Annotated in this window: 14 protein-coding genes; 6 read left to right on the top strand and 8 right to left on the bottom strand. The window is 65.4% G+C overall.

Features of this window, described 5'->3' with window-relative positions; all coding sequences use genetic code 11:
- Positions 1–8 precede the first annotated feature (8 nt).
- On the top strand, positions 9–2093 hold the full coding sequence (locus tag LCL94_RS10190) for an autotransporter assembly complex protein TamA (RefSeq protein ID WP_224832106.1): 2085 nt from the start codon (positions 9–11) through the stop codon (positions 2091–2093).
- Positions 2093–6289, top strand: a complete 4197-nt coding sequence (locus LCL94_RS10195) for a translocation/assembly module TamB domain-containing protein (RefSeq protein WP_224832107.1) — start codon at positions 2093–2095, stop codon at positions 6287–6289. The genes LCL94_RS10190 and LCL94_RS10195 overlap by 1 nt, the downstream gene beginning before the upstream one ends.
- Here the strand turns inward: LCL94_RS10195 and LCL94_RS10200 are convergent.
- The 3 genes from LCL94_RS10200 to LCL94_RS10210 all read right to left on the bottom strand — a co-directional run bounded on the left by LCL94_RS10200 (position 6283) and on the right by LCL94_RS10210 (position 8547).
- The gene (locus LCL94_RS10200; RefSeq protein WP_224832108.1) at positions 6283–6846 is read right to left on the bottom strand and encodes a fasciclin domain-containing protein; all 564 of its coding nucleotides are present in this window, start codon (positions 6844–6846) and stop codon (positions 6283–6285) included. The genes LCL94_RS10195 and LCL94_RS10200 overlap by 7 nt on opposite strands.
- A 13-nt stretch (positions 6847–6859) precedes the next feature.
- Complete coding sequence (locus LCL94_RS10205; RefSeq protein ID WP_224832109.1) at positions 6860–7864, bottom strand: hypothetical protein; 1005 nt, start codon at positions 7862–7864, stop codon at positions 6860–6862.
- A gap of 86 nt (positions 7865–7950) precedes the next feature.
- Positions 7951–8547, bottom strand: a complete 597-nt coding sequence (locus tag LCL94_RS10210) for a lysozyme (RefSeq protein ID WP_224832110.1) — start codon at positions 8545–8547, stop codon at positions 7951–7953.
- 150 nt (positions 8548–8697) lie between these two features.
- On the opposite strand from LCL94_RS10210, the gene LCL94_RS10215 reads away from it, so the two are divergent.
- Both LCL94_RS10215 and LCL94_RS10220 read left to right on the top strand, forming a co-directional pair.
- Positions 8698–8910 (top strand): helix-turn-helix transcriptional regulator, encoded by a 213-nt coding sequence (locus LCL94_RS10215; protein WP_224832111.1) that lies wholly within the window; start codon positions 8698–8700, stop codon positions 8908–8910.
- Positions 8900–9559, top strand: a complete 660-nt coding sequence (locus LCL94_RS10220) for a hypothetical protein (RefSeq protein WP_224832112.1) — start codon at positions 8900–8902, stop codon at positions 9557–9559. The genes LCL94_RS10215 and LCL94_RS10220 overlap by 11 nt, the downstream gene beginning before the upstream one ends.
- A 100-nt stretch (positions 9560–9659) precedes the next feature.
- Here the strand turns inward: LCL94_RS10220 and glnA are convergent, their stop codons facing one another.
- From glnA to LCL94_RS10245, 5 genes are all read right to left on the bottom strand, one after another.
- Positions 9660–11069 (bottom strand): type I glutamate--ammonia ligase, encoded by a 1410-nt coding sequence (gene glnA / locus LCL94_RS10225; RefSeq protein WP_222554430.1) that lies wholly within the window; start codon positions 11067–11069, stop codon positions 9660–9662.
- Between the two features lie 59 nt (positions 11070–11128).
- Positions 11129–11467, bottom strand: a complete 339-nt coding sequence (locus tag LCL94_RS10230) for a P-II family nitrogen regulator (protein WP_160606231.1) — start codon at positions 11465–11467, stop codon at positions 11129–11131.
- Between the two features lie 241 nt (positions 11468–11708).
- Positions 11709–12635, bottom strand: a complete 927-nt coding sequence (argC, locus tag LCL94_RS10235; RefSeq protein ID WP_224832113.1) for an N-acetyl-gamma-glutamyl-phosphate reductase — start codon at positions 12633–12635, stop codon at positions 11709–11711.
- The gene (locus tag LCL94_RS10240; RefSeq protein ID WP_224832114.1) at positions 12628–12981 is read right to left on the bottom strand and encodes a hypothetical protein; all 354 of its coding nucleotides are present in this window, start codon (positions 12979–12981) and stop codon (positions 12628–12630) included. Before LCL94_RS10240 ends, argC begins: the two co-directional genes overlap by 8 nt.
- Positions 12982–13058: 77 nt before the next feature.
- Entirely contained in the window at positions 13059–14447 is a 1389-nt protein-coding gene (locus tag LCL94_RS10245; protein WP_224832115.1) for a leucyl aminopeptidase family protein, read from the bottom strand.
- Between the two features lie 43 nt (positions 14448–14490).
- Here LCL94_RS10245 and LCL94_RS10250 point away from each other — a divergent pair, with 43 nt between their 5' ends.
- Positions 14491–15321, top strand: a complete 831-nt coding sequence (locus LCL94_RS10250; protein WP_224832116.1) for a PdaC/SigV domain-containing protein — start codon at positions 14491–14493, stop codon at positions 15319–15321.
- A gap of 40 nt (positions 15322–15361) precedes the next feature.
- A complete protein-coding gene (gene map, locus LCL94_RS10255; protein ID WP_224832117.1) occupies positions 15362–16192 on the top strand; it encodes a type I methionyl aminopeptidase in 831 nt (276 codons plus the stop codon).
- Positions 16193–16196: the final 4 nt, after the last annotated feature.

The raw sequence follows: 16196 nt of genomic DNA on the forward strand, positions 1-16196 counted from the left end.
TCGCCCTTGTGGCGGTACCTGCGGCTGCGCAGGACCAGCAGGCGCCCGAACGGCTCGAGGACCTGATCCCCGACAGTGCGCTGGACAATCCCGAAGAGTGGGCAGCGCAGGGTACGGTTGAAGACACCGAGACCACCGGCGACGTGGTTCCCGAACCCGAAACGCCGATCGACGCTCCGCCCGGGTTCGATCTTGCATGGCCGGACGAACTGGAAATCGATGGTTTCGAGCCGCTGGAGCCGGAAGAGGACATCCAGTTCGCCGATCTCGATACGGGCGCCCCGCAGATCGCATTCGAGAATGCCGAGACCGAGCAGCTCGCGGACAATCTGATCCTCGGTTTCCCGCAGGCCGAACCTCCCTTTACCGAGCGTGGCGGCTTCGTCGCGCGTTACGAGGCGCTTTCGACTATCGAGGAACTCGGGGCCGACGATGCCAATGTCGCACAGATCGCCGCCCGTGCGCGCGAGGACGAGGAACTGCTCAACAACCTCCTGCGGGTGTATGGCTATTACAATGGCGAGATCCTCCGCACGATCGGCGCGCTGGAACCGGGCGAGGGCGAGGCCGACGGCAGGCCGGTCGTGCGCTTCGATGTCATTCCGGGCGTGCGCTATCGCTACGGGGCCATCGACCTCGGCAATCTCAGGAGCGCACCCGATTACAACGCGCTGCGCGATGTCTTCAACATCCTGCCCGGCGATTACCTCCAGAGCGACACGATCATCCAGGAACAGTTCGACCTCGACCGGGCCTTGGGCGAAAGCGGATATGCCTTCGCCAGGATCGAGGAACCCGAACTGCTGATCGACCACGACCGGCAGGAAGGCGACCTCACCCTGCCGGTGGAGCCGGGCGGCAAGTACGTGTTCGGCGAGGTCACCAGCAACGATCCCGAATTCCTGTCCAGCCGCCACCTTGCCAGCATCGCGCGCTTCGAACCGGGCGACACGTACCAGCGCAGCCTGTCGATGGACCTGCGGCGCGCGGTGACGGCGACCGGCCTTGTGTCCTCCGTCGCGATTACGCCGCGCGAGATTTCCGCGCCGCAAGGCGACGAGCCGGGCGTGGTGGCGATGGATGTCGAAATGACCCGCGCCAAGCTGCGCACCATCGCGGGCGCCATCGGCTACGGTTCGGAAGAAGGCTTCCGTGTCCAGGCAAGCTGGGAGCACCGCAACCTCTTCCCGCCCGAAGGTTCGCTCAAGATACGCGGCGTGCTGGGGACACAGGAGCAGCTTGCGGGCGTCACTTTCCGCAAGAACAATTTCGGCGGGCGCGACCAGGTCCTGACGGTCGACGCCTATGTCTCCGCGATCGATACGGTCGCCTATGACGCGAACTCGATTGCTCTGTCGGGGACTTACGAGCGGCTCTCCACCCTGTTGTTCCAGAAGCCCCTTAGCTGGACGCTCGGCGCGCTCATTCTCGCCACGGACGATCGCAACCGGGTGCTCAAGGGCATCGAGCGGCCGCGCCAGACTTACCTTGTCGCCTCGGTCTATGGCCGTGCGACTGTCGACACGACGGATTCGCTGCTCGATCCTACCAAGGGTTTCCGTGTCTCGGCCTTCCTCGCCCCGGCCACCTCGCGAACCGCCAAGGAACAGTTCTACTATCTCGCGAACCAGGCGGATGCGTCCTATTACCAGTCGATCGGGAGCAACATCGTCGCCGCCGGCAGGCTGCGCTATGCCAGCATCTTGGGCGCGCCCCTGTTCGCGATTGCGCCCTCCCGCCGGCTCTATGCAGGCGGCGGCGGATCGGTGCGTGGATACGGCTACCAGGCCGTCGGCCCCAAGAACGACCTTGGCGAACCGGTCGGCGGACGCAGTCTCGTCGAAGCTTCGGTCGAAGCACGTATCGGGACGGGCTTCTTCGACGGGGCGGTATCGGTGGTTCCGTTCTTCGATATCGGGGCCGTGTCGATCGATTCCACCCCCGACTTCCGCTTCGTGAAGTACGGTGCAGGCGTCGGTGTGCGATACGATACCGGCTTCGGCCCGCTGCGCCTCGATGTCGGCGTGCCGCTCAACCCCGACGAAGGCGATTCGCCTGTCGCCGTCTACGTTTCTCTGGGGCAGGCGTTCTGATGGAAGAGGCCGCCGTGTCTACCGATGCGTCGAAGCGCAGGTCCATCGCAGGGCGCATTGCTAAATGGTCGCTGGGGCTACTCGGCGGCGCGGTGCTGCTGGTCGTGGGCGCGCTCCTGCTTCTCAACACCCCCATCGGGGAACGTTTCCTCGCTGACCGGATCGCGCGCCACGTCTTTCCCAACGGCCTCAAAATCGCCATCGGCCGGATCGACGGAAATATCTACGGCGATGCGGTCCTGCACGATGTGCGCGTGTCCGATCCGCAAGGCGTCTTCCTGACCATCCCGCGCGCCGAGATCGACTGGAACCCGCGCGGCTGGCTGCGCAACCGGCTCGATATCGACAGCTTCGTCGCCCGCCGCGGAAACCTGTCGCGCATACCGGAATTCCTGCCGAGCGAGGATGACGGTCCGGTGCTTCCCGGCTTCGACATCGCGGTCGACCGATTCGAAATCGATAATCTCACGCTTGCGCCGGGAATTGCCGGCGACGCCTCCCAGCGCGTGGATCTTGCTGCCGAAGTCCAGGTCCGTGACCGGCTCCTGTTCGTCGATGGCGATGCCAAGCTGGGCGCGGACGATTCCCTGGCCTTGCTACTGCACGCAGAGCCGGACGGGGACGATTTCGACCTCTCCGCCGATATCAGCGCAAGCGAGGGCGGGGCGATTGCCGGCATTCTGGGTGTCGAGGGGCCTTACGAGGCGCGCCTGCGCGGCGAGGGCACCTGGTCGGCGTGGAAGGGCGGCTTGCTGGTTCGCAGCGGGGAAGACCGTATCGCAGCGCTCCGCATCACCAATCGTGAGGGCGTGTTCGGAGTTCTCGGCAAATTCGACGCGACCGACTTCGTCGACGGCCTGCCCGAACGGGCGCTCGGCAATGACACGGCGATCAAGGCAAGGCTGACCATCGACGACCGCAAATTCGACGGGCGAACGATACTCGTCGGGCGGGGCATACTGCTCGATGGCAACGGCCTGCTCGATCTCGCGGAAAACCGTGTCGAGGATTACCGGCTCGCCGCCCGGCTCCGCGATCCGGCGCTATTCGATGATGGCCTGCGTCTCAACGGTACGACCGCGACTGCAACGCTGAACGGTGCTTTCGACCAGCTCGACATCGTCCACGAACTCAGGATCGGCGAGCTCGTTTCGGGTGAGACCCGGGTCACTTCCCTCAGGCAGCAAGGCACGGCCCGCTATGACGGCAAGACCTGGACTGTCCCGCTGGCTGTCACCGCAGGACGGGTTTCGACCGGCAATGCGCTGGTCGATCCGCGCCTCGTGGACGGCGTTCTTCGCGGCCAGCTCGCCTTGTCAGGTAACCGGTTGGTTGCCGATGACCTGAGCGTCGCCTTCCGCGGCCTTGCCGCCAATCTTGCCTTGCGCGGCGATCTGGATGCCGGGCGCTACCAGTTGCGCGGTCCCGTGCGGGCGGACGGGCTGGTGCTCGACAATGTCGGACGGGCAGGCGGGACCGCCATGGCCGATTTCGAGCTCTATCCCGGCGGGTGGAAGCTTGGCGCGGACCTCGATGCGCGCGTCTCGCCGGTGACCAATGCGACCCTCGCCAATCTGGCAGGTCCGGCAATCCGCGTGCGTGGCGGCATCGCGACCGGCAGCGGCGCGGCGCTCGATTTCAATCGCGTCCGGGTCAGTGCCGAAAAGCTGCAGATGGCGCTCGACGGGTCGGTTTCGGGCGGGGCGACACAGCTGGCAGGGTCCGGCACGCATACCGAATATGGCGACTTTACCGTGGAAGCGCGCATCGCGGACGACGGCCCCACTGCGCAGCTTGTCTTTGCAAGGCCTTTCACCGGGCTCGAGAACGTACGTGTGGCCATCGCCCCGAGCGAGGACGGCTTTGCCATCGACACGCAGGGCGATTCAGTGCTCGGCCCGTTCGACGGGATCCTGGCCCTGTTCGCTCCGGCAAACGGTCCGACGCATATCGACGTCGAACGGCTCACGGTTTCCGAGACGTCGGTAAGCGGCGGCCTGACGCTGGTTGACGGCGGGGTCGACGGAGTGCTCGCGCTTACGCGGGGCGGACTGGAAGGCACGATAGCGCTCGCTCCGCAGGGTGGACGGCAAGGGCTCGTCATCGACCTGACCGCTCGCGACGCCAGCTTCGGCGGGGATACGTCGCTGACCATCGCGCGCGCCGACATCGACGTCGAGGGACTGCTGGGCGAAGGCAATTCCAGCTTTTCGGGCACGGCCAATGCGCAAGGGGTCCAGTACGGCAGGCTCTTCATTGCCCGGCTCGCGGCGCAGGGGAAGGTCGAGAACGGGGTTGGCAGCGTCGATGCCCGTATCACCGGCCAGCGCGGGGTCCGTTTCGCGCTCGACCTCAAGGGACGTTTCCAGCCGGAACGCATCGCTGTCGCCGCACAGGGCGAGTTCGCCGGACGGGCCATCTACATGCCGCGCCGGGCCTACCTCACCAAGATGGAGGATGGCGGGTGGAGGCTGTCGCCGACGCAATTGTCCTATGGCGATGGCGGCATGGTCGCCTCGGGCGAATTCGGCGGCGGCAATCTTGCGCTCGACTTGAAACTGGCGCGCATGCCGCTGTCGCTTGGCGATGTCGCCCTGTCGGACCTTGGCCTTGGCGGCACGATTTCCGGTGTGGTCGAGTACCGTAGCCCCGCAGGCGGGTTGCCGACCGGCTCGGCGCGCGTGAAGGTCGATGACCTCACGCGCTCGGGCCTCGTCCTGTCGTCGAAGCCCATGGACCTGTCGCTCGTGGCGCGGCTGGAAACCAACAGCTTCGAAGCGCGCGCGGTGATGGAAAGCGACGAGATCAGGCGAGGGCGTGTGCAGGCTTACATCACGGGCCTGCCGGCAGAGGGCGATCTGACCCGGCGTCTCAGGGCAGGGCGCCTCGATGGCCAGCTGCGTTTTCAGGGGGCCGCGGAAAGCCTCTGGCGGCTGGCGGCAGTCGAGGCTTTCGATCTTACCGGCCCTGTATCGATCGCGGCCAATGCCAGCGGTTCGCTTGCCGAACCAAGGGTGCGGGGCACGGTGGCCAGCGATGACCTGCGGGTCCGCAGCGCCCTGTCCGGCACCGATGTCGACGATGTGAGCGTGCGCGGCTCTTTTGCAGGTTCGCGCCTTCGTCTCACCCGGTTTGCCGGAACGACCGTCAATGGGGGCAAGGTTTCGGGGAGCGGGATCGTCGATCTCGCAGGCCTTGGCGAGCGTGTGGAAGGGCGGTTCGTCGAAATTCGCGGGCCAACCCTCGACTTGCGCGCCGCGGCCAGCAATGCCCGACTGGTCGATGCGAACGGCCTTTCGGCGACGGTCACGGGACCCTTGCGGATCATCTCCAACGGGCTCGGCGGCACGATCGCAGGTCGAGTGCGGGTGGACCGCGCCAGCTGGCGCCTCGGCACGGCAGCCGACGATCTGCGCCTGCCGCGGATCAGCACGCGCGAGATCAACCTGCCGGCAGACCGTCGGCGCCGCGCGGCGACCGCAAGGCCGTGGCGCTACCTGATCGATGCAAGGGCCGAGAGCCGGATCGACGTCGACGGAATGGGCCTCGACAGCGAGTGGCGCGGCGACATCATCCTGCGCGGCACGACCGACGATCCACGCATCGGCGGAACGGCAGAGGTCGTGCGCGGTGATTACACGTTCGCGGGCACGCGCTTCGAATTGACCCGCGGCGAGATCGATTTCGACGAGAGCGTCCCCATCAACCCCCGCCTCGACATCCGGGCCGAGACGGAGGCTGGTGACACCAACGTCATCGTCACGATCACCGGCAATGCCGTGCAGCCCGAAATCACCTTTGCGTCCGACCCGTCACTGCCGGAAGAGGAGATTCTCGCCCGGCTGCTGTTCGGCGGTTCGATCACCACGCTGTCCGCGACCGACGCACTGCAGCTCGGTGCCGCTGTGGCCAGCCTGCGCGGAGGCGGAGGCATGGACCCGATCAACCAGCTGCGCTCTGCCATTGGCCTCGACCGCCTGCGCATCGTCAGCGCCGATCCGGCGCTTGGAAGGGGCACGGGCATTGCGCTGGGCAAGAACATCGGCCGGCGCTTCTACGTCGAGATCATCACTGACGGGAAAGGCTACAGCGCCACCCAGGTCGAGTTCCGTGTCACGAGCTGGGTGTCGCTGCTGGCGAGTGTCTCGACTATCGGACGCGAAAGCGTCGTTGCCGAGATCAGTCGCGATTACTGAGGCTGTAGGACGGCCCCGATCGGGATGACGACGCCGTTCGACGCGGCGACCGCCTTGCCCGAGAACTGCGCGCTTGCGCCGTCCTCGCGCGTGACGGTGATCGTCTCGCCGTCCTTTGTGAAGGTTACATCTCCACCGCCGAGCGTGGTCATGGTCACCGCGCCACCCTTGGCATCGATCGCCTTGGCGATGTCTTCGGGCTGCAGATAGCCCGGCAGGATGTGATTGCGCAGCACGCCGACGAGGATCGGCTTCTGCTCCTCGGCCATCAGCTGCTTCCCGGCCTCCCCGAGAGCCGCAAAGGCCTCGTCGCTGGGGGCAAGCAGCGTGTAGCTGCCGACGCCGTCGAACACGGTGTTGAGATCGGCAGTCACGATCGCCGAGTTCACCGTCGACAGTTCCGGCAGCTTGCCGAGGGCAGCGGCCAGCGTTTCCGTCTCGTCGATCTGCGTCGATGCATCGGCGGCATCGGTTTCCGCGCCGCTACCGCAGGCGGAGAGGGCGACCAATCCCACGATTGCGAAGGCGTGGGCGAAGGGCTTGTTTTTTGTCAGCATTGCTCGCGTCTCCTCAGATCAGCAGGTCAATGGCGGCAGCCACGAGCTGCGTTTCCGGATCGATGCGGTACACGTACCCGTCCGAATAGCGGTAATAGGCATCCGGCGTGTCGTAATACCGGTCGCGATAGGGCGCAGGTACGTTGTAGACGTCGTAACCGCGCGGCATAGGCTGGCCGACGGCGAACTCGTCGCCGGTGATCAGGGCTGCGATCGACATGATTGCCGCATCCTCGGGATCGACGCGGTAGATCACGTTGTCGGCATAGCGATAGCGGTCGGGCCCTCCGAGACCGTAATAGTCGACGTAATAGTCGGGCACCTGGTAGCTGGTGTAGCCGACCGGCCAGAGGTTGCCGACACCCAGGGCGCCGCCGAGCAGCGGGATCCAGCCGGAAATGCCGTCATTGCCGTACCGCACCAGATAGCCGTCGCGGTAGTAGTAGTCGCCGCGGCCATAGCTGGTGAGGCCGAACAGGCTCGGGCGATAGTCCACGCCGAACAGGCTGCGGCGATAATCGTCCTTGAGCTGGCCCGGCGGGTTGCAGCCATTGCGCTTCTTGGCGAGTCCCGGAGGGCAGCCGTCGATCAGCCCGCGCTCGCGGTCGCCGGCCAGCCAGAAGCCGCCGCCGTCGTAGCGCACGTTTACGCTACGGCCGTCGCGACCGCGGTCGTCGTAGCGTACACGGACATCGTTGCGGTCGTTTCCGTTGCCGTTACCATTGCCGCGGCGTTCGACGACACGGTCATTGCCTTTGCCGTTGCCGCGGTTGGCATTGCCGGCCTGTGCGGGACGGCGGTCGTTTCCGCGCTCCGCCTTGGCATTACCCTTCCCGTTTCCGCGCGCTTCCATGCGCTGCGGACCGCGATCGGCCTTGGCATTGCCGTTACCCTTGGCCTGGGCAGCGGCCGGCTTGTCACCGCCATTGCCCTTGCCGTTTCCATTACCGTTTCCTTGTGCCGCGGCCCCGCTCGCTGCAAGGGCGAGCGCGGCGGCACCTGCTAGTAGAACTCGCATTTGTTAACTCCTTTGCCTCGGGTAACGGGCCTTGTCCGATTCGGGTTCCGATTAAGCTGCTGGCAAGGTTGGTAAACCGTCTCGCCTCAGGAACGGTATAGCCGCGCTTCCTCGTTGCGCCGCCGCACGAGGCCCTTGAGCACGCGGCCGCCTGCATATTTCCACCTGGCGAACTCGTTGGCCGCATCGGCATGCCGGCCGGCGCGGTGCAACCGGGTCAGGCTGGCGCGGTGGATGGCGCCGGTGTTGTAGTGGAAGCTGACGAGCGCATCGAACTGCGCCTGCGTGGTCGGGGCATCGCCGATGGCCTCGCGCACGTCGGCGGCATGGCGCTGCAGATCGGCCTCGAGCCGCGCGTCGCATTCCTCGCGGGTCCAGACAGTGGCCGGGCCGATGTCCGGCCCCGTGGCGCCCCAACCGATGGTCCAGGGCGCGGCCCCTGTGCCCGGATCGGGATAGGCTTCGACCAGCCCGTCGGGCCGCAGCCGCGCGCATCCCTCGAACCGCTTCACCAGTTGGATGCCCGCTGGCGAGACACCACAGGATGGAACGGATGGAACACGGTCCTGGGGAAGAATTCCGCCCGCCTCGTCGAGCACGCGGTCGAGCGCCTCGACCTCGCTCTGGCGAAAGCCCCGGCCAAGCAGGCGGCGGACGTGGTCGAAGATGGTCTTGCGGTTCATGGATCGGCACCTCGTGTGGAAAGTCGAGGCGGGGGAATTAGGCCCAAGGCGTGCGAGTAGGAAAACCCTTTCGCCATACCTGTAAAGAGCTCTTGACTGACAAGAGGTCTTTACAGTAAAGAGCTCTTTACAGGCTTTGGAGGCGATTCCTTGAAGAACCGGCTGCGAGAATTTCGTGAAGGGAAAGGCTGGAGCCAGGGCGAACTTGCCCGCCGGCTCGGTGTGTCCCGCCAGACGATCAACGCGGTCGAAACCGACAAGTACGACCCGTCACTGCCCTTGGCGCTGCGCATGTCGAAGCTGTTCGGCGTGAACGTGCCCGAACTCTTCATCGACGAATGGGAACCGGAAAATGACGACTGAAGCGAATGCCCCCGACGAACGGAAGAAGCGGTTGAAGAAGACAGTGTTCGCCACCGGGCTGGGCGGCGTCGCCGGCTTCGTGGTCGCTTTCACCTTTATGCAAGTGGTCGATGCCGGGAGCCTTGGCGAACTGGGCACTTCGCGCGAAATCGCGGCGCTGGTCAGCCTCGTCTACCTGCTCACTGCAGGCGCGGTCGGTTTCGGCGTGATGGCTCCGAACAAGGGCGCGGCCTTCCTCAATGTCGAGGATGCGGAAGAACTGGAGGAGCAGAAATCCATGCTCGGCCTCGCCAGCGTGGCCTTCGGTGCGTCCGGTCTCGCGCTGTTCCTGCTGGCCCTGTCCGCGCCGGTGGGACCGGTGCCTGTAGAGGTGGCCGGTATCGGATTTGCCCTGTGCATGGCGCTGGCCACGTGGCTGTCCTTCAAGTCCTATCGCCAGCAGGACGAGCTGATGAAGTCGATCGGCCAGGAAGCGGCGGCCACGGGCTATTACCTCGTCCTGCTTTTCGGAGGCGGCTGGGCGGTGCTCACCCACTTCGGCCTTGCGCCTGCGGCAAGCGCGCTCGACTGGCTGTCGCTGTTCTGGGCCATGATGCTGCTGGCCAGCTTCATCGTAACGGCGCGCAAGGGCATGATGACGATGCGCTGAGCCCGCTTCTGTCCTGCGCATACGAAAAGGCCGCCCGGATTTTCTCCGGGCGGCCCTTTTCTTTTTGCCCTACCGCTTCGCTGCTTGAGGGCGGGTTTGCTTACGCGCTGTAGTACATGTCGAATTCGGCCGGGCAGGGCGTCGTTTCGACACGCAGGACTTCTTCCCACTTCAGTTCGGCATAGGCGTCGATCTGGTCCTTGGTGAAGACATCGCCCTTGAGCAGGAACTCGTGGTCGGCTTCGAGCGATTCCAGAGCTTCGCGCAAGCTGCCGCACACGGTCGGCACGTCGGCCAGTTCGGCCGGCGGCAGGTCATAGAGGTTCTTGTCCATGGCTTCGCCCGGGTGGATCTTGTTCTGGATCCCGTCGAGGCCGGCCATCAGCAGCGCGGCATAGGCGAGGTAGGGGTTGGCCATCGCGTCGGGGAAGCGGAATTCGACGCGCTTGGCCTTGTCGCCCGTGCCGTAGGGAATACGGCACGATGCCGAGCGGTTGCGGGCCGAATAGGCCAGCAGCACCGGCGCTTCGAAGCCCGGCACCAGGCGCTTGTAGCTGTTGGTGGTCGGGTTGGTGAAGGCGTTCAATGCCTTGGCGTGCTTGATGACGCCGCCGATGAAATAGAGGCAGTTTTCCGACAGGCCGCCATACTGGTTGCCGGCGAAGGTCGGCTTGCCGTTGTCCCAGATCGACATGTGGGTGTGCATGCCGCTGCCGTTATCCGCCTTGATCGGCTTGGGCATGAAGGTCGCGGTCTTGCCGTAGATGTGGGCGACCTGGTGCACGACATACTTGTAGATCTGCATGTTGTCGGCGGTTTCGACCAGCGTGCCGAAGGTGAGGCCGAGTTCGTGCTGCGCGGCGGCCACCTCGTGGTGGTGCTTGTCGCAGTTGAGGCCCATTTCGATCATGGTCGAAACCATCTCGCCGCGGATGTCGACGGCGCTGTCGACCGGGGCCACCGGGAAGTAGCCGCCCTTGGCGCGCGGACGGTGAGCGAGGTTGCCGCTCTCGTATTCCTTGCCGGTGTTGGTCGGCAGTTCGATGTCGTCGATGGCGTAGCCCGAGCCGGCATAGCCGTCTTCGAAGCGGACATCGTCGAACATGAAGAATTCGGCTTCGGGGCCGACGTAGATGGTGTCGCCGATGCCGGTCGACTTGAGGAAAGCTTCGGCGCGCTTGGCGGTGGTGCGCGGGTCACGGGCATACCATTCGCCGGTCGAGGGTTCGACGATGTCGCAGAAAATAATCATCATCGGCTCGGCGCTGAACGGGTCGATGTAGACGCGCTCGAGGTCGGGCTTCAGGATCATGTCGGATTCGTTGATGACCTTCCAGCCGGCGATCGACGAACCGTCGAACATCAGGCCGTCCTCGAACTCGTCCTCGCCCAGGATCTTGGCGACCATGGTCAGGTGCTGCCACTTGCCCTTGGGATCGGTGAAGCGCAGGTCGACCCACTCGATACCTTCGTCCTTGATGCGCTTGAGGACGTCCTTAGCACTAGCCATTGTATTGCCTCCGTATGGGGTAGTTCGTGTTGCGCCCGGCGGATTGCCGGACAGGTAGCTCAGATTGCGTCTTCGTCCTTTTCGCCGGTGCGAATGCGCAGCGCGCTTTCGATCGACGAGACGAAAATCTTCCCATCGCCGATGCGGCCGGTCTGCGCGGCGGCAGCGATCGCTTCGACGGTGCGTTCGGCGATGTCGTCGGTGACGACGACTTCGAGTTTCACCTTGGGCAGGAAATCGACGACATATTCGGCGCCGCGATACAGCTCGGTGTGACCCTTCTGGCGGCCGAAGCCCTTGGCCTCGGTCACGGTGATGCCGGATACGCCGATTTCGTGCAGCGCTTCCTTCACCTCGTCGAGCTTGAAGGGCTTGATGATCGCTTCGATCTTTTTCACGTGGCCTGTTTCCCGCCTGGTCAGAATTGCGCGCGCCCTGGTGAACGAATGCGCGCTTTCGCGCGGTGTTCCAAGAATCGTGCCAAGCGGCGCGATGGCGGTGCGGGAGGGATTCGGCAAGCCCTGTGGCGGGATTGCGTCATTTTCGGCAAGAGTTTTGCCACAACTGCGCAATCGGGGAAGATTTACGCGCCGCCGCTGCCTAAAGCGCAGTCGGGTGCTGCCTAAATTTTAGGCAGGCCTAAAGCTGGAGGCCGGCGGTTTCGGGAAGGCCGCACAGCAGGTTGAGGTTCTGCACCGCAGCCCCGCTCGCACCCTTGCCGAGATTGTCGAGCCGCGCGACCAGCCGCGCGTTCCAGCCGCCTTCGTTGCCGAACACCGCAAGCTCGATCCCGTCCCACGGCGCGGCATCCTGTTCAAGCAACAGTTCGCCCGGCACGCCCGCATCGCGAACGGTCACGACCTCGGATCCGGCATAGAATGCCCGCAGCGCATCGCGCAGGGCATCGGCGCCGGGATCGGTGGCCATCGCGCCGAGATGCAGCGGGACTTCAACGATCATGCCGCGATAGGCGGGGACCACGGCAGGGGCGAAGATCACGGGATGTTCGAGCCCGGCATGACGCTTCATTTCAGGCAAATGCTTGTGCGCCATGTCGTAGCCATAGGCACGAAATGCGGGCGCGCCCCCGGCCTCGAAGCGTTCGATCAGCGCCTTGCCGCCGCCCGAATATCCGCTGACGGCATTGACCGTATAGGGCCAGTCGGCGGGCAGCAGGCCCTCGCGCACCAGCGGCGCGACAAGGGCGAGGAAACCCGTGGGGTAGCAGCCTGGATTGCTGATCCGGCGCGCATCGGTCACGCGGTCGGCACCGACCAGCTCGGGAAAGCCATAGCACCAGCCCTCGGCGGTGCGATGCGCGGACGAGGCGTCGATCACCCGCGTACCGCTGGCCGGATCGATCAGCCCGACCGCTTCGCGCGCGGCATCGTCGGGCAGGCAGAGGATGGCGACATCGGCCTCGTTCAGCGCCTCGCGCCGGGCGGATGCGTCCTTGCGGCGTTCGTCGTCGAGAGTGATCAGCGTAAATTCGCTGCGGCCTTCCAGCCGTGCGGCGATTTCGAGGCCGGTGGTCCCGGCCGCGCCGTCGATGAAGACCTTATGCACCGCTTTCGGCAGCCAGCGCGCCGATATGGACGTAGCCGCTCGGCCCGTCCGGTCCGACGGCGATCCACGCCCAGTTTCCGGCAATGTCGAGCAGTTCGACGTCGCTGCCGGCGGACAGCGTCGCGCCATTGTCGGCATCGTCGCGCATGCCAACCTTCAGGACGACATCGGCATCGCCGATCCGGCGTTTCACGGGAACGACATAATGCGCTGCCAGATAGCGTCCGGCGAGCGCGATATGCGCCAGGTCTCCGCGCAGCGGCAGCGTCCCGGGGGCGGGCCGGGTGACCGGACCTTTCAGTCCGACGATGCCTTCGGGCAGGGAATAGCTGGTATGCTCGCTCACGAAACCGGATGTCATGCTATTGGATACAAGCCCGCGCGCTTAGCCGCGCTTGGCCATTCCCGCAAGACGGCTGCCCCTCATGTCCCCGCATAGCGCGCCTTGAGCATATGCCACGCGGCGCGCAGGCCATAGGCGTCGCCGCCCTTGGGCCGCCCCGGCTTGGGCATCGGACGCCATGCGAAAGTGTCGAAATGCGCCCAGTCGATGCCTTCGCCCACGAACTTGTCGAGGAACAGGCCCGCCACGCTCGCCCCGGCAAAGGAATTGGCGTGGGCGTTGTTCGTGTCGGCGATGTCGGAGTTGAGCCATTCGCGATAGGCTTCGGGCAGGGGCAGGCGCCACGGCTCGTCGTCATTGGCCTTGCCCGCCTCGATCAGCGCCTGCGCGGTTTCGTCGCGGCGCGTCATCAGGGCAGGATAGTCGGGGCCGAGCGCCACGCGCGCCGCGCCGGTCAGCGTGGCGAAGTCGATGACGAGGTCGGGTTTTTCCTCGCTCGCGCGGGTCAGCGCATCGCCCAGGATCAGGCGCCCCTCGGCATCGGTGTTGCCGATCTCGACGGTCAGTCCCTTGCGGGTCTTGAGCACGTCGCCCGGGCGGAAGCTGTTGCCGGAAATGGCATTCTCGACCGCCGGGACCAGCAGGTGCAGGCGCACGGGCAGCTTGGCACCCATGATCAGCCCGGCCAGCGCGATGGCATGGGCCGCGCCGCCCATGTCCTTCTTCATCAGCAGCATGCCGGCAGAGCTTTTCACATCGAGACCGCCGGAATCGAAACACACGCCCTTGCCGACGATCGCCAGCACGGGATCGCTTTCCTTGCCCCAGGTGAGGTGGATGTGGCGCGGTGCATGGCTGCGCGCCGCAGCGCGCCCGACCGCATGGACCATGGGATAATCGCGCTCCAGCGCGTCGCCCCTCGTCACGCTGACCTTGGCCGAGTGGAGCTTGGCCAGCTTCTCCACCTGGTCCTCGAGGTCTGCCGGGCCCATGTCCTCGGCCGGCGTGTTGACGAGATCGCGCACGAGGCAGACCGCCTTGGCTTCGGCGATGGCGCCTTCGATCCGGCCGGCGTCCTTGGTCAGCAGGATACGCGGGCCGACCGGCTGTTCGGGTTTCTTGTAGCGTTCGAAGCGGTATTGCGCGGTCTGCCAGCCGTGCAGCGCCGGACCGGGTTGGCCATCGGCACGGCGATAGGTGCCTTCGGGCAGGACTTCGGCCAGCTTGGCCATGCACCAGCTCGACAGCTTGTCGGGATTGGCCACACCGCCGACCGCGAACCAGCCGTCGCCATCGGGGACGATGCCCACCTGGTATCCGCTGCCGTCGAATTTCTGCGCCTTGAGCGCTGCACGCTGGGGTGCGGAGAGCTTCTTCGCCCAGGTTTCGAACCCGTCCTTGTTCACAAGGTGGATAAGCGTTGCGTCCTGGCCCTGGTCGGGCTGGATGAGAGCGGCGGTATCGGCCATGAAGTTCACCCCGTACTAATCTGATCTCGGGCATGGAAATGAGATGCGTAGAAGCCTGTTCCTGATTTCGCTCGCCCTGTCGAGTGCCGCCTGCTCGCAATCTCCAGCCGAGAACGCGGCGGACGAACCAGCTCCTGCCGCGACTGCGGACCCGGCGGAGGATGCCGGGGCACCGGCCGCCGACACCGCGAAGGCGGTGGACTTCGAGGACAGTGACAAGGAGGGCGAGGCGGTACGCGAGTTCGCCTACAAATGGCCCGCTGCCGTGTCGGCTACCCCTGCGCTTGCCCGGCGGCTGACTGCCGAGCGTGACAAGGCGCTGGCCGAACAGAAGGCGGAGTGGGCCGAAGCGCTGGCTACCTCGCCCGAAGACTGCGTTTCCTGCGTCAACCGCGGTTTCGAGGTCGAATGGAAGGTCGTCGCCGACATCCCCGGCTGGCTCAGCCTTTCGCAGGACCTCTACGTTTTCACCGGCGGAGCTCACGGCAATTACGGCCGCAGCTCGCTCTTGTGGAACCGCGAAACTGGCGAGGGAGTGGACGGCATCGCGCTGTTCAAGTCGCCCGTTACGCTGGAGAATGCGCTGGGCCGCAAGCTTTGCGACGCGCTCGACCGCCAGCGCGAGCGCAAGCGCGGCATGAAGGTGGACAGGGCAGCCGGGGGCATTTTCGACGATTGCCCGGGGCTCGACGAGGCGAGTGTTTTGGTCGGCTCTTCCGACGGCGAGCATTTCGACCGGATCGGGATCTATTTCGGCCCCTATGTCGCCGGATCCTATGCCGAGGGAGCCTACGAGCTGAACTTTCCCGTCACCGCCTCCGTCCTCGACGCCGTGAAGCCCGAATTCGCCGAGGCGTTTCGCGTCGCGCGCTGATCCCCTCGCAATTTCGGGCCGGCATCGCTATGTGGCGGCCATGACCGAATACCAGGTGATCGACAGCGAACAGACCGTCTACCGCGACGGGACCATCAAGCTCCACGGGCCGGAAGGCTTCGAAGGCATGCGCAAGGCCGGGCGGCTGGCTGCGCAGATCCTCGACGAGTTGACCGATTTCGTGAAGCCGGGCGTGACCACGGGCGAGATCGACGATCTCGTGCGGACCATGACGCTGGATGGCGGCGCGGTGCCCGCGACCATGGGCTATCGCGGCTATGCGCACAGCTGCTGCACTTCGATCAACCACGTGATCTGTCACGGCATCCCGGGCGACAAGGCGCTCAAGGACGGGGACATCATCAATATCGACGTGACCCCGCTGCTCGACGGCTGGCACGGCGATACCAGCCGGATGTACCTGGTCGGCGATGTTCCGCTGAAGGCCAGGCGGCTGGTCGACGTGACCTACGAATGCCTCATGCTCGGCATCGAGGCGGCCTCGCAGCCGGGCGCGTGTCTCGGCGATATCGGTGCAGTGATCGAGGCGCATGCGCGCCAGAACCGTTACGGCGTGGTGCAGGAATTCTGCGGCCACGGCCTCGGCCGCCTGTTCCACGATGCGCCCGAAGTGATCCATACCGGCCGCAAGGGCACCGGGCCGCTGCTGAAGCCGGGGATGTTCTTCACCATCGAACCGATGATCAACCTTGGCCGTCCGCACGCCAAGATGCTCAGCGACGGCTGGACCGCCGTGACGCGCGACAAGTCGCTTTCGGCGCAGTTCGAACACTCGATCGGCATCACCGAGAACGGCGTGGAAATCTTCACCGAAAGCCCCAAGGGCCTCCACAAGCCGCCTTACTCGTAAGCGG

The sequence above is a fragment of the Qipengyuania gaetbuli genome, from assembly GCF_020171365.1.
Taxonomy (GTDB): domain Bacteria; phylum Pseudomonadota; class Alphaproteobacteria; order Sphingomonadales; family Sphingomonadaceae; genus Qipengyuania; species Qipengyuania gaetbuli_B.

What these genes read in the sequence shown, in the direction of transcription:
- LCL94_RS10195 (WP_224832107.1), top strand. Translation starts at nt 2,093, where the DNA reads ATGGAAGAGGCCGCCGTGTCTACCGATGCGTCGAAGCGCAGGTCCATC.
- LCL94_RS10200 (WP_224832108.1), bottom strand. Translation starts at nt 6,846, where the DNA reads ATGCTGACAAAAAACAAGCCCTTCGCCCACGCCTTCGCAATCGTGGGA.
- LCL94_RS10205 (WP_224832109.1), bottom strand. Translation starts at nt 7,864, where the DNA reads ATGCGAGTTCTACTAGCAGGTGCCGCCGCGCTCGCCCTTGCAGCGAGC.
- LCL94_RS10210 (WP_224832110.1), bottom strand. Translation starts at nt 8,547, where the DNA reads ATGAACCGCAAGACCATCTTCGACCACGTCCGCCGCCTGCTTGGCCGG.
- LCL94_RS10220 (WP_224832112.1), top strand. Translation starts at nt 8,900, where the DNA reads ATGACGACTGAAGCGAATGCCCCCGACGAACGGAAGAAGCGGTTGAAG.
- glnA (WP_222554430.1), bottom strand. Translation starts at nt 11,069, where the DNA reads ATGGCTAGTGCTAAGGACGTCCTCAAGCGCATCAAGGACGAAGGTATC.
- LCL94_RS10245 (WP_224832115.1), bottom strand. Translation starts at nt 14,447, where the DNA reads ATGGCCGATACCGCCGCTCTCATCCAGCCCGACCAGGGCCAGGACGCA.
- LCL94_RS10250 (WP_224832116.1), top strand. Translation starts at nt 14,491, where the DNA reads ATGCGTAGAAGCCTGTTCCTGATTTCGCTCGCCCTGTCGAGTGCCGCC.
- map (WP_224832117.1), top strand. Translation starts at nt 15,362, where the DNA reads ATGACCGAATACCAGGTGATCGACAGCGAACAGACCGTCTACCGCGAC.